This is a genomic window from Streptomyces sp. FIT100, assembly GCF_024584805.1.
In the GTDB taxonomy this organism is placed as follows: Bacteria; Actinomycetota; Actinomycetes; order Streptomycetales; family Streptomycetaceae; genus Streptomyces.
The window spans coordinates 909751-925871 of record NZ_CP075715.1 but is presented as its reverse complement, the minus strand read 5'-3'; the positions used below and the strand labels follow the sequence as shown (position 1 = coordinate 925871).

Sequence of the window (16121 nt, the reverse complement as noted above, 5' to 3'; positions counted from 1 at the left end):
TGTCTATCGGGTGGCGTTGACCTGCGGTAATGCGACCTTCCATGCCTCTGGCCTGCCCAGACGGGTCTTTCAGGGTCTTTCGGAATCGTGCCGCGTTACGCGGTCGATTCTCCCCACGTGCTCCCCAGCGCCGCCCGTACTCCCCAGATTCTCCCCAGGAACGGCCTGCCCCGGGAGATCAGGGAGACCTGATGGCCGGTGTACCCGAGAACGGGCAAAGGCACGGTGGGTTACATCGCGAAGGGGGCCCGTCATGACACCAGCAGGTTCTGTGTCTGCTGGTGGTACACGCCTGACCTCGCTTCTGACCTGCGACAAAGAGTGGAAACGTCTGGTGCGAGGCTGAGTTGGTCCGCACCTGGTCCGGATCTTGGCGAGCAATCCGTGGTGCTGGCGAGTGGGCCTCGCAGTACCACATGGCACAGGGAGTCAACCGTCTTCTGACCTCCACCTGGTCCGAAACGATGCCGTTCACGTAGGCGGGATCCTTGTGGTCCAGGTGTGTCGATGGTGTTCGTGACACGCGTGTGACAGAACAGGCGACGCAGAACCCCCGCTGGCTGGGCCCAGCCGGGGGTTCTGTCGCGTCCTGAAGCATGCGGCTCCGGCATACCGAGGCTCGATCCCTGCTCGAAGAGGATGCCTCCAGCTCACGGAGGACAACACCCTTGATACTCGTTCTGATGAGGTGTCAGGCGCCCTGTTCGGGCAGTTCAGGCCCCTCATGGGCCCGGAGCCGCTCGGGCCGCTCAGATACGCCCTTCCTCGCCCGCGATGTTCCTCGACGCGGGCCGCGCACGTGACGTCTCACGGTCGGGGTGTGGGTCGGCTGCCCGTACGATCGCCGACTCCACCGCAGCAACGCGGTCGGCGAGCAGGCCGAGGGCTGCGACGGCGCGGGTGAGTGGATCATCCTCCGGTCCCCCCAGCGCCTGGCGCCGTAGGTATCCGGACGTGAGCTCCGCCCAGCGGGCTGCCTGGGCAGGGGTGAGGGTGCCGCGCAGTTCGGCGAGCTTGAGGAGGTTGGCCTCGGCGCTGGTGGTCAGGGTCTGGGCCTCGCCGGTGTAGTGGTCGTCGATGACGGCGGAGAGTTCGGCGCTGTTCATGACGGGGACGATGCGCTGGGCGATCTTGTTCATGTTGCGGTACGAGCCCTGGAGTTGGAAGGGCGGCTCGGTACGGGTGGCGTCGGTCCGGGCCGCTGAGGCGATATATGCCCTGTTGACGGCGAGGACGGTTGCCCGAGCGGTCAGCAGGTGTCTCAGTACGGCGAGGAGGTCGAGCTCGGCCGGTGTGCAGGGGTGAATCAGCTGGTCGTGTCGGGCCGTGGGGTCCTCATCGGCGAGGCGGACGAGCAGCTCCAGGTCCGCGCGGTCACGGGCGGCGAGCGGGGCGAGGACGGGGTTGGAGGTCAGGGCGTTCTCGACGAAGCTGAGCGCGAAGGCTTCCTCCTTGCCGGTCAGGACCTCGCCGAGGTTCCAGACGTCGGCGCGGTTGGCGAGCATGTCGGGGATCCGGAAGCGCTGTCCGGACTCGGTGTAGGGGTTTCCGGCCATGCAGACGGCGAATCGCTTGCCGCGCAGGTCATGGCCGTTCAGCGTGCGGGTGGTGTCGCAGAGCGGAATGAACTTCTGGAGCAGCTCGGGCGAGATGTGCTGGATGTCGTCGAGGTGCAGCAGGACGTTGTTTCCGGCCGCCAGCGCGAAGCCGATCTTCTCGAGCTCCCGGCGGGCTGCGGCGTCGGGTGCGTCGGCAGGATCGAGTGAGGCCGTCGCGTGGCCGAGAGCCGGGCCGTCGACCTTGACCAGGAGCAGGCCGAGGCGGTCGGCGACGTACTCCATGAGCGTCGTCTTGCCGTAGCCGGGCGGGGAGACGAGCAGCAGGAGTCCGCTGTTGTCCGTCCGCCTGTCGTCTCCGGCTGCGCCGAGCTGCTTGGCGAGGCTGTCCCCGACGAGGGGGAGGTAGACCTCGTCGACCAGGCGGTTGCGGACGAAGGAGGACATGACCCGGGGGCGGTGTTCGTCCAGGCGCAGCCGGGTACGCTCCGCGGTCACGAGGAGGGTACGCAGTTTCTGGTACTCACGGAAACCGGGCACCACGCGTTCGGCGAAGTCGCCGGTCCGGGTGAGGAATTCGTCCAGGCGGACCGTGAGGCGGCGTCGGTCGATCCGCGGGTGTGTGCCGAGCAGACCGCTGACGTGACCGGTCAGCGGAGCGTCGGCGTCGTGGCGATCGAGGTCCGGGCAGAGCTCGATCGCGACGGCTTCGGCGAGGTCACCCGGGTCGGTGTCCTCACCGCAGGTACCGGCGTACGAGACGAGCCAGCCCTCGACGAGCCGGTGCGCGGCGGCGACGTCCCCGGCTGCGAGATGGGTGCGTACGTCCTCGTCGTACGGCGATGAGCCGAGCGCGCGACGGAACTTGTCGAGGAGGGTGCGCGCCACCGAGCTCGTGGTGAAGGAGGCCCCGGTGGCGAGTTCCTCGACCAGGTACGCGGCTGCGGCCGCGCACCGGTGCGGTCGCGGGCCCGGAACCGCGGCGGTGAAGTCGGACAGTGCGTCGGCCAGTTCGCTCCGCAGTGCGTCCAGTGCCGGGGCCGCCCCGAAGGTCTCGCGTGCCCGCACCAGTGATACGGCGTGGCGGGCCCACGCCTCGCGTTGCCGCGGTGCGGCCCCGTAGGTCCAGAAGAGCTGGGCCGCGGCTCGGTCGGCGGCTCGGTGGCGCAGCAGCCCGGCGCCCTCGTAAAGGCGCAGCACGACGGCCAGGATCGCGGCCGCGTCGTGGTCGTGGATCCCGCGTTCGTACCCTTCGTCGTACGCCGCTTCCGCGGCCTGCCGGGCAAGAGCGGGCAGATCGGCGTCCGCGAGCGTCGGGACGCCGTGCTCGGCCAGCAGCCTGGCGGCGAGGTGTTCCGCCCGGTAGACCTCGTCGTTCTCGGAGGGGAGGAGCTGGCCCCAGTACGGACGGCCCGCGGCGAACCGCGGGTCCGTGACTGGGGCGCGGTAGGCGGTTCCGGTCAGGGCGAAGGCCATCCCGTCCCCGTGCGGGACGAGGGTGAGTTCGGGGCTCTGCGTACCGACGGTGAAGCGGTGACGGCCGAGCCTGATGGTGGTTCCGTCGTCCGCGAACAGCTCGGTGCGGTCACGCAGCGCTCTGCCCGCCTCCTGGCGGGCGGCCTTCAGCCGGCCTTCCAGTTCCTCCGCGCGTACCCGGTCACCGAGTGCGCGCAGTTCCTCGACGGTGCGGCGCACCTTGGCGGCCATGGGGTCGGAGGCGAAGTACGCGTTGATCGCGTCCAGGCCGCCCAGGGACGCCGTCCTGCGCGAGATCGTCTCCAGGACACGCTCCGCCGACTCGGCGAGCCGTTCCGCCCGCCGGGCGCGGGCGTCCTGGATCGTCTGCTTGCGGGCGGAGAAAGCCTCGTAGACCTCGGTCCGCTTGTTCGCGATGTCGTTGAGGAGGTCGTCGTGGTCGGCGAAGCGCGACTCCAGGTTCTCCATCCGGAGCAGCAGCCGGGCGAGCTGGGCGTCGCAGTTCTCCGGGGAGTCGGCGGCGGCCAGCGCACCGGTGACGGACTGTCCGAGGAGGGAGAACTCGGCGGCGAACTCGGCCCGGCCTTCGCGGTCGAGCAGTTCCTTCCGACGACCGGCCAGAGCGGCGCGGGCGCGGTTGACGCCGCCGAGGACCTCGGCGATCCGCTCCAGAATGGAGGTGCGCACGGTGGCGTCACCCGTCTCCAGACCCGCCACGACTTCCGCGAGCGACTGAAGTCCGAAAGCCCGCTCGTCCAGCCGCTCGGTGACCGGCCCCGCCTCGGCAGCGGTGGTGATGGCCTCCGCGTCGGAGGTGAGCTTCTCCGTCTCCGCGCGGTAGCCGGTGAAGGAGTCCTCCTGCCGGAGGAAGTCGACGGCCCGCTTCGCGGCCTGGTCGATGGCGGCATCGACCTCCTGGGCGAGCGCTTCGATGGGCTCGTCGTCGGCGTATCGCATCTCCTTCAGCGTCATCAGGCGGCCCTGTGCCTGCCGCAGTTCGGTGATGCGCGCGACCCACTCCTCGGCATCGGCCGGTGCCTCGCCACGAAGACGCCGGACCAGACGGGCGATCTGTGCAGCGGCTTCGGCCAGCGCGTCGGCGGCCTGCCTCGTCAGGTCCTGCACGGTCCGGAACTCGTCCAGCACCTGCTCGGCGGTGACCCGCACCTCCTCCAACGGGGTCCGCAGATCCCCGGTCTCGGCGTCACCCAGCCAGTGGTGGGCGTCGGCGGTACGGGTGCAGTCGGCGACAAGGGCCTGGTACATCTCGACCGTCGCCGCGGCTTCGGTGGCCTGACGTGCGATGGCCAGCGAGTCGGACAGGCCGCGGACCAGGTCGGCGTTGCCGATCCTGGCGAGCGGTCCGGATCCAGGCGGGGTCGCGGCGGCGTGGGCGTCGGAGACGTACGGGCTCCGCCAGACCTGTACGAGGTGCGCACGTGAGGGCTCGTCCGTGTCGGGTGTGCGCAGGATGACGAGTGTGCCGTCGTCGAAGAGGGCGTATCCCCGGCAGGGGAGTGGACTGGGGACCTCTTTGCGGATCAGGTTGTAGGGGAGGAGCAGGTTCTGGCCTTCGGCACGGGAGTGGAACGTGTACAGCACGTCCTCGCCGTTGGGTGAGCGCATGGCGCGTTCAAAGGTCAGGTCGCCCGCCGTGCCCGTGTCGAAGGTCTTCACGGTGCCTGTGGACAGGCAGTATCCGCCGGGGAAGACGACGCCCTGGTCGGCGGGCAGCCGACGGCAGGACTGCCCGATGCCGTCGAGCCTGACCACCGACCTGGTGAGCGTGTTGAACACCAGGTGGCGGCTGCTCGCCTCCTTGTACGGGCGGACGCGCAGCAGGATCAGCGCACCCACGCGGGCGTACGCGACGTCCACGTCGGCGAGCGACTGCATGGGCTCGTCGACGGGTTCGCTGTGGATGCCCTCGCCGGACTCGGTGTCGTCGTCGGTCTTGACGGTGAGGGCGCCGCCCATCGTCGTGACGAAGACCTCGCCGCAGATGGAGATGTGCGGGTGACGGCCGAGTACATGGTCGTCGCGAGTGGTCTCCACCCAGGTCACGTCATGGGCCGGTGGCACGACGTGATCACGCTCGCCGCGGGCGTCCAGGAACCGTGCCCCTCCGGCAGGGGTGACCTCCCAGCGCAGGACCCGGATGTCCCCGGCGTCCTCACCGGTGCGGAAGACGGCAAGCAGCCTGCCGTCGACGACACGGATCCGGTGGAGCCGTGCCCCCTGGTAGTAGCGGCACAGGGCAGCGAATTCCCGTACGAAGTCCGCGTCGTCGAGAAGGCCTGGAATACCGTCGTCCGCAAGCGGGGTCAGGTCACGGTCGTACAGCGAGAAGACGTCGCCGACCGTGGTCCGGGGTGTCAGCGCCGCGGTGGTGCTGTGGCCGAGAAGGAGTCTGTCGCCGAGGGCGACGATGTCACGGGCCACACAGGATGACTCTGTACTGATGCGCTCGGTGCCGGTGAGGGCGAGCTCGCCGGCACCGAACTCCGCGATGCGGGCGGAGTTGAGTGCCTCGGCGCGCCGGGCGAGCTCTCTCGTCTGTGCGTCGAGCCGGTCGCGCAGCACCTCGTAGGTTCCGGCGTCCATGCCGCCCCCGCGGTTGTCCATGCCGATCTCACTCCCTCGTGCGTGTGGTTGAGGTCCCGGAGCCGCTGACCCCCGTTCGGCGGCTCCGGGACCTCCGACGTTCCCCCCTCGGCGGTCAGCTCTTCGCGGTGCCGTTCAGCGCCGCGAGCGGGGTGTCGGCGAGGCCGAGCTCGCCCGCCCTGTCGAGCAGCTGGCTCAGCTGAGCCGTAGGGGCCCCGCCCGTCTTCATGAGCTTCATCAGCAGTGCGGAGACGGTGAGGTTCTGTACGTCCGACGTCGACACCGCACCCAGAGCCTTCGTGACGTCGTCGGTGAAGGACGATGAGCCGTCCAGCCACGGGCGGGCCAGGGCCTGGGCCGTCTCGGAGTGCTGGACGAAGCCGTCCACGCCCTTGCCGAGAGCGATCGACGACATCAGCCGGTCGAAGAAGACGGACTCGCCTCCGACGATGTTGATGTCGGCGTTCTCCAGACCGGTGGCGAGCACCGTGGCCTGGGCCTCGGCGACCTGCCGCTGCACGTCCAGGCCGGCGAGCCGGATGTCCTTTTCCGCCTCCAGACGCAGCCGGTACTCCTCGTGCGTACGGGACGCCTCGTCCAGCGCGGCCATCGCGGCCGCCTTCTCGGTCAGACCCGCCGCCTCCGCCTTGAGCTTCTCGCCGATGGCGGTGGCCTCGGCGAGTGCCTTCTCGCGGGCACCCTCGGCCTCCGCCTTCAGCCGGGCCGCGGTGGCCTCGGCCTCCGCGCGGCCCGCCTTCGCTATGGCGTCGGCCTCCTTCTCCCGCACCTGGACCGCGGCCAGGCCCTCGGCGGCAGCCTCTGCCTGGATGCCCTCGGCAAGACGGACCTTGGCGCGGGCGTCCATGTCGGCGGCCTTGTTGCGCGCCTCGGCGAGTGTCAGCTCCTCGGCGGCCCGGTGGACCGCGGCCTGCTCGGCGGCTTCCGCCGCCTTGATGTCCTTGACCAGCTTCTCCTGCGCCTCGGCCTCGGCGGCGATGACCACGGCCTGCCGGTTGCGCTCGGCCTCCTCGACCGTCCGCAGCTTCTTGATGGACTCCTCCTGCTCGGCGACCGTGCGGTCCACCGCGACCCGCTCCCGGATGACCTCGGCGATCTCGCGGCGCTCTGCCTCGACCTCCTTCTCGGCGGAGATCCGGGTCAGTTCGGTCTCCCGCTCCCGGGCGATGACCTCAAGCAGCCGGTCCTTCTCGATGCGCTCGCTCTCGACGGCGATGACACGCTCGCGGTTCTTCTGGGCGACGGCGACCTCGCGGGCCTGGTTCTCGCGCTGGACGCCGAGTTGCTCCTCGGTCTTGAGGAAAGCGCTCTGCGCCCGCAGCCGCTCCTCCTCGGCCACCTGTGCGGTCTCGGCCTCCTCCCGGGCCCGTACGGTCTCGATCTCGCGCCGCTGCTTGATCTCGGCGTCCGCCTGACGGCGCTCCAGCTCCAGGATGGCCTCCCGGGCGTCGACGTTCTGCCGGGTGATCTCCTTCTCCTCGTGCCGCTGGTACTCGTTGGTGCGGACGTGCTCGACCGCCGTCAGTTCGGTGATCTTGCGGATGCCCTGGGCATCGAGGATGTTGGAGGCGTCCAGCTGCGCCAGTGGCGTCTGCTCCAGGTAGTCGATCGCGGCATCCTCCAGGCTGTAGCCGTTCAGGTCGGTGCCGATGACCTGGATGATGCGGTCGCGGAACTCGTCGCGCTTGGTGTAGAGGTCGGTGAAGTCGAGCTGCTTGCCGACCGTCTTGAGCGCTTCGGAGAACTTGGCGTTGAACAGGTCCTGCAGCGTCTCCTTGTCGCTCGCCCTTGCGGTGCCGATCGCCTGGGCGACCTTGATCACGTCCTCCACGGTCTTGTTCACCCGGACGAAGAACGAGATCCGGATGTCCGCGCGGATGTTGTCCTTGCAGATCAGCCCGTCACGTCCGGTCCGGGTGATGTCGATGGTCTTCACCGAGATGTCCATGACCTCGGCCTTGTGGAGCACGGGCAGGACCACCTGCCCGGTGAAGGTGACGTCGACCTTTCGCATCTTCGAGACGATCAGCGCCTTGCCCTGCTCCACCTTGCGGAACAGCCGGCTGATCACGAGCAGCATGGCGACGGCGATGAGCAGGACAACGGCGACGAGCAGGCCGATGCCCAGGGTGATGGCATCCATGAGGAATCCCCGAGTGAGAGGTGGTGACGGAAGCGAAGGGGCGGCGCAGGCCGTGGGGTTCAGGCGCGGGGGTCCAGCGCCGTGTCGAAGGGCGCGACCCAGAAGAACTCGCCGGCGTCGTGGTAGGCGTACAGGAGACCGGTGGAGCCGAGAGCGAGCGCATCGCTGCCGCTCTGGCGGACCTGGACGACCGCCGTTGAGCCGTCCCGTGCGACGACCTCCGCCTGGCCGAAGCCCCCGTCCACCCGCCCCGTGCGGATGGTGCACGTCGACCCGACGAAGTCCTGCCGGGACGGCCCGCGTTCATCGGGGAACAGCTTCGCCAGCGGCCCCGCGATCACGCTGCTCAACCGCCAGGCGAAGAGAACCGAGCAGATGAGCAGCGCCGTGCCGGCCAGGTGAAGCAAGGCTCCGGACAGGGACGTACGGGCGAGAAGCACGGATCCGGTGAAGGCCGCGAACCACGACAGGGCGATCACCAGCGAGGCCGACACCGCGACGGGCACACCGCCGAGATACAGCGCGTCGGTGTCCACGTCCGTGTCGAAGGTGTCGGATTCGGCGCCGCCGAGCAGCACGAGCAGCCAGAAGCCGATCACGACCACGAGCGCCGACGTGAACAGCACTGTGGGGAATCCGAAAGCAGCCCGAAGAAACTCGCCCATCCGTCATCCCCCTTCACACGACGACCGCTCTGCCGCACATCCGACCGGAACGCGGAGCAGAGCACTCCCTTCCGGCTTCCGGCAGGGGCGCGCTCCCCTCTGCCCTCGCCTTCACATCTTGGCAGCAGGGCAAGCCTGTTCACATTGCCGCTCTCCGGCAGTCTTTACGCCTCCTTGATGCCGGTGCCCGCCACTTGGGACGCACATGCCACGCTTGACGTTCGTGTCAGGACGTCGCCATCGGTGTGTCAGGAAACGGGGCGAGGCTCGGACCGCGCACGCTGGTCCGAGCTCATCCCGCAGCCGCCCGGGTGATCCGGCCTGGACTCACGCCGGCCGGTGCCGAGCATCTGCTGACCGCTGTGAGCAAGCTGTGGACGCGTTCGCGGAGGGGCCACGAGCGTGCTGCACAGCCTCTCGCGGTGCGCCAGGAGGAGGCGGCGCGCCGCGAGTCCATCGACGACCTGCTCTACGGACGCAGCGACCAGGGCCGCGTCGCGGAACGGGCAGAGCGCTTCGGGTTCCTGTTCTCCAAAGCCCACGCCGTCGCCCTGACGCAAGGCGCCAAGCCGTACGCCGATCCGCTGAGCGGTCTCCGGGGTGTGGTGTGCAGTGACGGGTGCCGGCCGGAGGGCCTGGTCAGGCGGCGGCGTTCGGTCAGCGGATGTGGCTGTGTGAATAACGGTCTGGTCTCGCTTGCTGGGCTTTTCCGTGACTACGCGGCGTCATGTGACTTGCATCACTAAAGGATGCGTAAAGGGTGTGTTAGAACTTCGCAACTCCCCAGCACGGTGCCCCAACGCCGTGTCGCGGATCGCCGGCGCGCACCGGCCACTGCACGACCGGGGTAGCCAGGTCCGAGTCCGCGGGCCGCTACCCAGGGTCGCCGTCGGACAACGGCGTTCACCCAAAGCCCGCACATCATCCGGTGCATTCGCGTGTGCCGGTCCTGCGCCACCGAGGTAGCCATAGTGTCACTCGACTCGATCACCACGTCCGTCGACGAAGCCGTCAGCGGACTCTTCGAACCCATCGCCAAGTGGCTCGGGGAAGTCGTCTTCTACGCCGTTCCGGTCGGCGGGACCGATCTGCCGCTCATCGTCGCCTGGCTCGTCGTCGCCGGTCTGGTCTTCACGGGCTGGTTCGGCTTCGTGCAGATCCGCAAGTTCCGGCTCGCCGTGGACGTGGTGAGAGGCAAGTACGACGAGAAGGGTTCGGCCGGCGAGGTCAACCACTTCCAGGCCCTGACCGCGGCCGTCTCCGGCACCGTCGGGCTCGGGAACATCGCCGGTGTCGCGGTGGCCGTCTCCATCGGCGGTCCCGGTGCCACGTTCTGGATGATCCTGTGCGGTCTGCTGGGCATGGCCACCAAGTTCGTCGAGGTCACGCTCGGCGTGAAGTACCGCGAGGTGCACGCCGACGGCACCGTTTCCGGCGGCCCGATGCACTACCTGCCCAAGGGCCTCGCCGACCGCTTCGGCAGCGGCGGCCTGAAGCTCGGCAAGGTCCTCGCAGTCCTCGCCTCCGCGATGGTGCTGTTCTTCGGCCTCTTCGGCGGCAACCTGTTCCAGGTCAACCAGAGTTACGCCCAGCTCGTCTCCGTCACCGGCGGCGAGGACGGCGTCATCGGCTCCTCCGCCGGCGCCCTGTTCTTCGGCGTCCTGGTCGCCGCGCTCGTCGGCATCGTCCTGCTCGGCGGCATCCGGTCGATCGCCAACGTCACCAGCAAGCTGGTTCCTGCCATGGCGGGCATCTACATCGCGGCCTGTCTTGTCGTCATCCTGGTGCACGTCACCGCCGTGCCGGACGCCGTCGTCACGATCATCAAGGGCGCGTTCGCCCCCGAGGGTGTCGCGGGCGGTGTCATCGGTGCGCTGATCATCGGTTTCAAGCGGGCAGCCTTCTCCAACGAGGCCGGCCTCGGCTCGGCGCCGATCGCCCACTCCGCGGTGAAGACGAAGCACCCGGCCAGCGAGGGCCTGGTCGCTCTGCTGGAGCCGTTCATCGACACCGTCGTCATCTGCACCATGACCGCGCTGACGATCGTGATCGCGAACCCGGCCAGCTGGGCCGAGGCGCGCGCCGGCGAGTCCATCGGCGGCGTCACGATCACTTCGGACGCCTTCGCCACGGTGCTGCCCTGGTTCCCGTACATCCTCACCGTCGCGGTCCTGCTCTTCGCGATCTCGACCGTGCTCACCTGGGGCTACTACGGCCTCAAGGCGTGGTCGTACCTCTTCGGCCGCAGCAAGGCCAGCGAGCTGACGTACAAGGTCCTCTACACGCTGTTCGCCGTCGCGGGCTCGCTGCTCACCCTGCAGACGCTCATCGACATGGCCGACGCCGTGCTGTTCATGCTCGCCGTCATCAACATCATCGGCCTCTACCTCCTCGCCCCGGTCGTCAAGCGCGAACTGAACTCCTTCCTGGAGTTCGTCCGCGCCCGCAAGTCCGGTGTCGCGGATGAGTCCGACGAAGACCAGGAGCCGGTGAAGACCACCGTCTGACCGCCCCCGCGGCCCGGCTCCTGAGCGGGCCCGTGCACACCTCGCGCCTTGGTGTGGACGGGCCCGCTCGTCATGCCTTCCCAGCACGTTTCCGCAGGTGAATAGAGCTCTGGCGGGATCTGGACCAGCCGGTTAGGGTGTTAGCAACGCGTTAATGAACCGCCTTCGGGCGATGGATTCGGACGCGGGGTGTGCCGGGAAGTCTGGTCGGCGTCCAGGGGCAGTGTGCCCTCATGTCGATGCCCCCCGGAGGTCCCTTCGATGTCCGCTGCCCCGCGCGAGCGTTCCACCTTCCTCGGCCTGCTGCCGTGGCCGGAACGCAAGGCCGTGGCCCAGGCCTTGCGGACTGAAACCGTCGGCGGACTGGTCCTGCTCGTCGCCGCAGTGGTGGCCCTGGTGTGGGCCAACACTCCATGGAGCGGCGTGTATGAGGAGATACGCGACTTCCACTTCGGGATACCGGCACTCGGCTTGGACCTCTCCGTCGGACACTGGACCGCCGACGGCCTGCTCACCGTCTTCTTCCTGGTCGCGGGCATCGAACTGAAACGAGAACTCGTCGTCGGCGAGCTGCGTACACCGGCCACCGCCGCCCTGCCGGTGATCGCCGCTGTGTGCGGCATGGCGGTACCCGCCGCGCTGTACGCCGCGACCGCCGGGGCCGGAGGGGGCCGGCTGGACGGCTGGGCCGTACCGATGGCCACCGACATCGCCTTCGCCCTCGCCTTCCTCGCTGTCCTCAGCACCCACCTGCCCTCCGCGCTGCGCGCCTTTCTGCTCACCCTGGCTGTCGTCGACGACCTGGGCGCCATCCTGATCATCGCGATCTTTTTCACCAGCGATCTGAACTTCCTCGCCCTGGGAGGAGCCTTCGCAGGACTGGCCGTCTTCTACGTGCTCCAGCGCCTGCGCGTGACGGGCTGGTGGTGGTACGTCCCGCTCGGCGTCGCGACCTGGGCGCTGATGTACAACGGCGGCGTCCACGCAACCGTCGCCGGAGTGGCAATGGGCCTGATCCTGCGCACCACCCGCGACAAGGGCGAGGCCGCTTCACCCGCGGAACGGACCTCACACCTTCTGCACCCGGTCTCGGCGGGCGTCGCGGTGCCTCTCTTCGCCCTGTTCGCCGCGGGTGTCGGAGTCTCCGGTGCAGCGCTGGCCCAGGTCTTCACCGAACCGGAGCCGCTCGGGGTCGTGGTGGGACTGGTCGTCGGCAAGACCCTGGGCATCTTCGTCGGCACATATCTGGCCGCACGCTTCACCCGGGCCCGGCTCAATCCCGACCTGGCCTGGGCGGATGTCCTCGCGCTCGCCGTCCTCGCGGGCATCGGCTTCACCGTCGCCCTGCTGATCGGCGAGCTGGCCTTCCCAGACCCGGCCGACGCCGAGCACATCAAGGCGGCGGTTCTCATCGGGTCGCTGCTCGCGGCAGGTCTGGCCGCAGTGCTGATCAAACGCCGCAACGAGATCTACCGCCGCCTGTACGAAGAGGAAACGCTGGACGAGGACGCCAACGGCATCCCCGACATCTACGAGCGTGCCGGAACCGGACCTGCTGCTCCGGGGACCGACCGGTAGGAAAGGGACGTAGCGAGAGAGGGAGGGGGGAGCCGTGAACGGACCCGTGGCGCTCCTGACGGTGGCTGTAGTGATCGCCGCGCTGGTGGTCAGGACCGCGATCACTGAGCTTCGGGAGCCCGGCAGTGCACGGAGGCAGTGGGCAGATGCCGGAAGTCCACGCGCGATCGGCGTGGGTGCCGGGAGCGGCGCTGCTCTCGGCCTCATCGGCTGGCAGTCGAGCGGTTACGCCGCGTTGGCATGGGCTGTCCTCGCCGGAATCCTCGTCGCGTTCATCGTGGGTGGTTCATCCGGCCCGTCCCGTCGTTGAGCCCGGGAAGCGCCGTAGGACGTTCGGCCCCCTGCGGTCAGAGGAAGTTGACTTCATTTGCATAATGCAAGCATGGGGCGCGGGAGACACAGGGCGATGCCAAGACCCAAGGGTCCGATCCGGGCGGCCCTGTGGGGGCCTGCCGAGTACGGCGGAGGGCCGCCTCACTGGCTGGTCGCGGAGGGACTGGCGGTGGGGCTCGTCGGGGCCGTGGTCATTGCCGGCCCGGGGGTCGCCGGGACGCTCGCCGGTTCGGCGATGCTGCGGACCGGCGAGGCGGGGGTTGTCGTCGCTCTGGGACTCGTGCTCTTCCTTGGTGTCATCGGGGCGGGCCGCGCGTTTCTCGGGGTCATTGCGGTACTTGGTGTGAGCTGGGCTTTCCTGGCGCCCAAGGCCGCGTCGGAGGCCGTGCTGCTGTGGCGCGGACAAGCGCAGAGCGTCGTCGTGACGTCCGTGGCCACGCGTGGGGACGAGGCCCCCGGCAGGCGCTATTGCGCGGTGCGCCACGCAGACGGCACGCCCCTCTCCGTGAAGATCTGGCGGGGATGCGAGTCGACCACGGGCCCTGGGGACACGATCGGCATCGTGTACGACCCCGAGGGGCAGGTGCCCCCGCGGGGGATAAGCCGACCTGGCGCGCTCTCCCAGCCTCTCACGGAGCCCATCGGTGTCGGTGCGGCGTTGGGCGCGCTGAGCGCGATCGCCGTCGTCCGCTCGTACAGGTTGGCCTCTTGAGCCGACGAGGAGGCAGTAGCTCGCTACCGCGATCAGCAAGGGCGTGACGGTGGCGCGGAGCGCGACGACGATCGCAATCGTCCACACCGGGACATGGGGTCGTGTCGCGCGTCGGTTCGGATGCATGATGCCTCCCGGTTCAGCGCCTCCCGCTCTGCGCGGCGCTCCGGAAGGCGGGACTGGGCTCCAGGCGTACGAAGGGGATCTGCTCCCCGGCCCGGCGGAAGCCTTCCGGGGTGCCGTCCGAGGGGAGGCCCATGAAGGCGCAGAGGCGCTGTGCCGTGCGCGGGTGAGCCTCGGCGTATCGGGCCATCGTCCGGGCTCCCTCCTCCGCCGGGAGGAAGTGTGCGGTGACGGCGTGATAGCGCCTGCCGAACTGGATCGTGGCTTGAGGGGTACGGCGCAGATTCCGGTACCACTGGGCCCGAGTGCCGAATCCGGAGGCCACCGTCCAGGACCCGGCCCTCGGATCGTGTTCGACGACCTCGAGGATCACCTTGCGGGTGACCCCGCTGAAACGGCCCGTGTGGATGAGGAGCATCAGCCGTTTGCCGAACAGCGGTCCGAGGCCGATCCGGTACATGTGGATGGGAAGCCTGGCAAGGGAACGCTTCCAGCCGGTCGGCGGCTTCGGCCGCCTGACCGGTCCATGGGCTGAAGGCTTCATGTCTCCTCTGTCACTCCTGCGTTGTGGCCTCGGTTTGTTGGCCTCGGTTCGGTAACAGGGCGCGACGCCGGATGCTTCGTAAGTGAAAGTTTTGCATAGGCTAAATCTTGCGGCTGTCTGCGAAGCGGTGCCAGGCGGCCGGTGGGGAGCGCACGCACCGCCTGTCACCTCGCGGGGGTCTGCTTTGGCGGAAGCAGCAGTGCAGGCTTCGCGGAGTTCATCGCTGCTCTCCGTGCTGCCGTATGCCGTCATGGCGATAGTGGCGGTGGTCGATGTCACCGCCGGCCCGTCGGTCGGGTTCCTGCCGCTGGTCGCCCTCGGCCCCGCCTTCGCCGGGCTGATGGGTGGCTGGCGCCGCACGGCCCTGGTCGGTGCGCTCGCGTTGGTCCTCTGCCTGGGCCTCGGACTGTACGACGGCCTGTTCGCCGGCCGGCGAGGTTTCACCGCGCTGGCATCCGTGGCGGGCGTGACCGCCGCCGGACTCGTGGCCGCGGTGATGCGGCAGCGGCGGGAAGCCGAGCTGGCCAGTGTCCGCTCGATCGCCGAGGTCGCGCAGCGGGTGCTGCTGCGGCCGGTGCCGCGCAGCGCAGGGCACTTGCGAGTGGCCGTCTCCTACACCTCGGCGATGGCCGAAGCCCGCATCGGCGGTGATCTGTACGAGGTCGTCGCGTCGCCGGGCGGTGTGCGCGTGATCGTGGGCGATGTGCAGGGCAAAGGGCTCGAAGCGGTGGAGACGGCCGCCCTCGTCCTGGGCGCCTTCCGGGAGGCCGCCCACGACGAACCCGATCTGAGCAGCGTCGGTGCTCGGCTCGAACGGGCCACCGACCGGGAACTGCAGGGCGAGAAGTTCGTCACCGCCGTGCTCGCGGAGGTGCGCGACGACCAGTGCGTCACCCTGCTCAACTACGGCCATCCGGCGCCCGTGATCCTCCGCCGCGACGGCACCGTCCACTTCGCCGAACCGCGGCGCTATGCTCTGCCGCTCGGCCTCGGTATACACGGCACGGGCGGGCCCGAGCCGTACCGGGCGGAGTTCACACCGGGGGACCAACTCCTGCTGTACACCGACGGGGTTACCGAGGCCCGGGACCATACTGATTGCTTCTATCCGCTCGGCGAGCGTGCGGTGCTCCTCAAGGATCCTGACCCCGAGGCGGCGCTGCAGGCTCTGCGTGGGGACCTGGTCCGGCACGTGGAAGGGCCGCTCCATGACGACGCCGCCATGCTGTTGCTCCGCTACCACGAACGGTGAGGGCAGCCTGGGCAACTGGTGAGGGCGGAGGTTGAGCGGCGGGCAGCGCACGGTAGAAAGGACCAATGGCCAAGACCGCGAAACCCTCCCGAGGCATGGACGACGTCGACGCGGTGACCCTCGCGGTTCTCACGGCGTCGCGCCTGCTCGTCGCCGTCTCGGCGCGCTCGCTGGCCGCTGTCGAGGACAGGGTGACGCTGCCTCAGTTCCGGCTGCTGGTGGTGCTGTCCACTCACGGCTCGGCCAAGCTCGTCGCACTTGCCGACCTTCTCGGCGTCAACCCCTCGACCGCCATGCGCATGGTCGACCGGCTGGTCGCGGCCGGTCTGGTCGACCGTCGGATCAATCCCGAGAACCGGCGTGAGACCGTCCTGCAGCTGACGCCGGAGGGCCGCAGCCTCGTCGAGGACGTCACCACCAGACGCCGCGAGGAGATCGCGTCGATCGTGGCACGCCTCGCCCCCGGACAGCGCTCAGCCCTGATCGACGCCCTGACCGCATTCACCGAGGCGGGCGGGGAGCCGGACGCGATGACAGGAGACGCGGGCATCCATCCGCTGGGCTGGGCGGACGCACCCGTACAACGCGACAGTTGAACGGTCGGCTGAAG

General features: G+C 69.1%; 11 protein-coding genes. 7 read left to right on the top strand and 4 right to left on the bottom strand.

The annotated features are described in order from the left end of the window. Positions 1–749: 749 nt before the first annotated feature. From KK483_RS03950 to KK483_RS03940, 3 genes are all read right to left on the bottom strand, one after another. Positions 750–5657 carry a DNA repair ATPase gene (locus KK483_RS03950; RefSeq protein WP_262003741.1) on the bottom strand — a complete coding sequence of 1636 codons (4908 nt, stop codon included), beginning with the start codon at positions 5655–5657 and terminating at the stop codon, positions 750–752. Positions 5658–5751: 94 nt separating this feature from the next. Continuing rightward, positions 5752–7797: a flotillin family protein gene (locus KK483_RS03945; protein ID WP_262003739.1), complete on the bottom strand. Its 2046-nt coding sequence runs from the start codon at positions 7795–7797 to the stop codon at positions 5752–5754. Between the two features lie 59 nt (positions 7798–7856). Continuing rightward, the gene (locus KK483_RS03940) at positions 7857–8462 is read right to left on the bottom strand and encodes a hypothetical protein (RefSeq protein ID WP_262003736.1); all 606 of its coding nucleotides are present in this window, start codon (positions 8460–8462) and stop codon (positions 7857–7859) included. Between the two features lie 422 nt (positions 8463–8884). On the opposite strand from KK483_RS03940, the gene KK483_RS35455 reads away from it, so the two are divergent. The 5 genes from KK483_RS35455 to KK483_RS03915 all read left to right on the top strand — a co-directional run bounded on the left by KK483_RS35455 (position 8885) and on the right by KK483_RS03915 (position 13592). Then, complete coding sequence (locus KK483_RS35455; RefSeq protein WP_399013244.1) at positions 8885–9208, top strand: hypothetical protein; 324 nt, start codon at positions 8885–8887, stop codon at positions 9206–9208. A gap of 225 nt (positions 9209–9433) precedes the next feature. After that, entirely contained in the window at positions 9434–10969 is a 1536-nt protein-coding gene (locus KK483_RS03930; protein ID WP_262003735.1) for a sodium:alanine symporter family protein, read from the top strand. Positions 10970–11230: 261 nt separating this feature from the next. Beyond that, positions 11231–12547 (top strand): Na+/H+ antiporter NhaA, encoded by a 1317-nt coding sequence (gene nhaA, locus KK483_RS03925; RefSeq protein WP_262003734.1) that lies wholly within the window; start codon positions 11231–11233, stop codon positions 12545–12547. Positions 12548–12581: 34 nt separating this feature from the next. Beyond that, entirely contained in the window at positions 12582–12857 is a 276-nt protein-coding gene (locus KK483_RS03920) for a hypothetical protein (RefSeq protein WP_262003732.1), read from the top strand. Between the two features lie 96 nt (positions 12858–12953). Then, a complete protein-coding gene (locus tag KK483_RS03915; RefSeq protein WP_262003731.1) occupies positions 12954–13592 on the top strand; it encodes a hypothetical protein in 639 nt (212 codons plus the stop codon). A 139-nt stretch (positions 13593–13731) separates the two neighbouring features. On the opposite strand, the gene KK483_RS03910 is transcribed toward KK483_RS03915, so the two are convergent. Continuing rightward, positions 13732–14259 carry a nitroreductase family deazaflavin-dependent oxidoreductase gene (locus tag KK483_RS03910; protein WP_262003729.1) on the bottom strand — a complete coding sequence of 176 codons (528 nt, stop codon included), beginning with the start codon at positions 14257–14259 and terminating at the stop codon, positions 13732–13734. A gap of 250 nt (positions 14260–14509) precedes the next feature. On the opposite strand from KK483_RS03910, the gene KK483_RS03905 reads away from it, so the two are divergent. After that, on the top strand, positions 14510–15511 hold the full coding sequence (locus tag KK483_RS03905) for a PP2C family protein-serine/threonine phosphatase (protein ID WP_262009336.1): 1002 nt from the start codon (positions 14510–14512) through the stop codon (positions 15509–15511). 95 nt (positions 15512–15606) lie between these two features. After that, entirely contained in the window at positions 15607–16107 is a 501-nt protein-coding gene (locus tag KK483_RS03900; RefSeq protein ID WP_262009335.1) for a MarR family winged helix-turn-helix transcriptional regulator, read from the top strand. Positions 16108–16121: the final 14 nt, after the last annotated feature.